This window comes from Achromobacter sp. Marseille-Q0513 (assembly GCF_018195695.1).
Taxonomy (GTDB): Bacteria; Pseudomonadota; Gammaproteobacteria; order Burkholderiales; family Burkholderiaceae_B; genus Achromobacter.
In genome coordinates this window covers 1-681 of record NZ_JAGTJY010000427.1, presented here as the reverse complement: position 1 = coordinate 681, position 681 = coordinate 1, and the positions used below count along the sequence as shown (strand labels likewise).

Here is a 681-nt window from a genome sequence, read left to right as displayed (position 1 = left end):
TACCAACAGAGCTCTGGAATAGAAGTTTCGGCCATTCATCTGTAACTGCGCATTCGCGAACGTGATCGAGAAGCGGAACGTGACGCTATAAAGGGACTCCTGATAGCTGCAATTGCTGTAGCCGTCTTGCAGGACGTTCGCCTTGACGATCGTGGGGTTCCTTTGCGCCATCGTTGCCGGAGTATGCAGCCCCAGCGCCGCCAGCAGCACGAGCCCCTGGTACAGTCCGCGGCTCCAACGCCAGGTGTGATTGCCAGCCATGCTCATCTCTGTCTTCCTTGCCTGCGTAATCAACGGCATGCGAGCGAGCGCGATTCGCCGCCGTCCTTCCATTGCAATGTCCCGCCCTCGATGCGCTGCGGTACGCCGGGAAACAGCGCCAGGGCCTGCGGCGCGGCGCGCGCCGCGCTGGTCGCCTCGGGCAACACCACTCTTACGTTGCCTGTGTTTTCAAGCACCATGCCCCCGTCCGCGCAGCGATGGGTCCAACTGGCGACCTGCTTGGCCGCTGGTGGGACGTGGCGCACCAGCACGCCATACCCGATGGCCACGGACATGGGCGCCGTGATCTTCTCCTTCGGCGCGCCGTCGACCTGCATCGTCTTGACCGGTATCACGTACAGGCGGGAGAGCGCTTCGGCCTGCGGCTCGGCCCGCGGCCTTGGCGGGGTACTCCTGGGG

General features: G+C 64.0%; 1 protein-coding gene and 1 pseudogene. Both read right to left on the bottom strand.

What is annotated here, in order from left to right; genetic code table 11:
• Positions 1–267: hypothetical protein (locus KDH83_RS31075; protein ID WP_212322950.1), on the bottom strand; the 267-nt coding region annotated here is incomplete at its 3' end.
• A 23-nt stretch (positions 268–290) separates the two neighbouring features.
• Positions 291–681, bottom strand: a pseudogene (locus tag KDH83_RS31070) (pilus assembly protein); the annotation flags it as partial.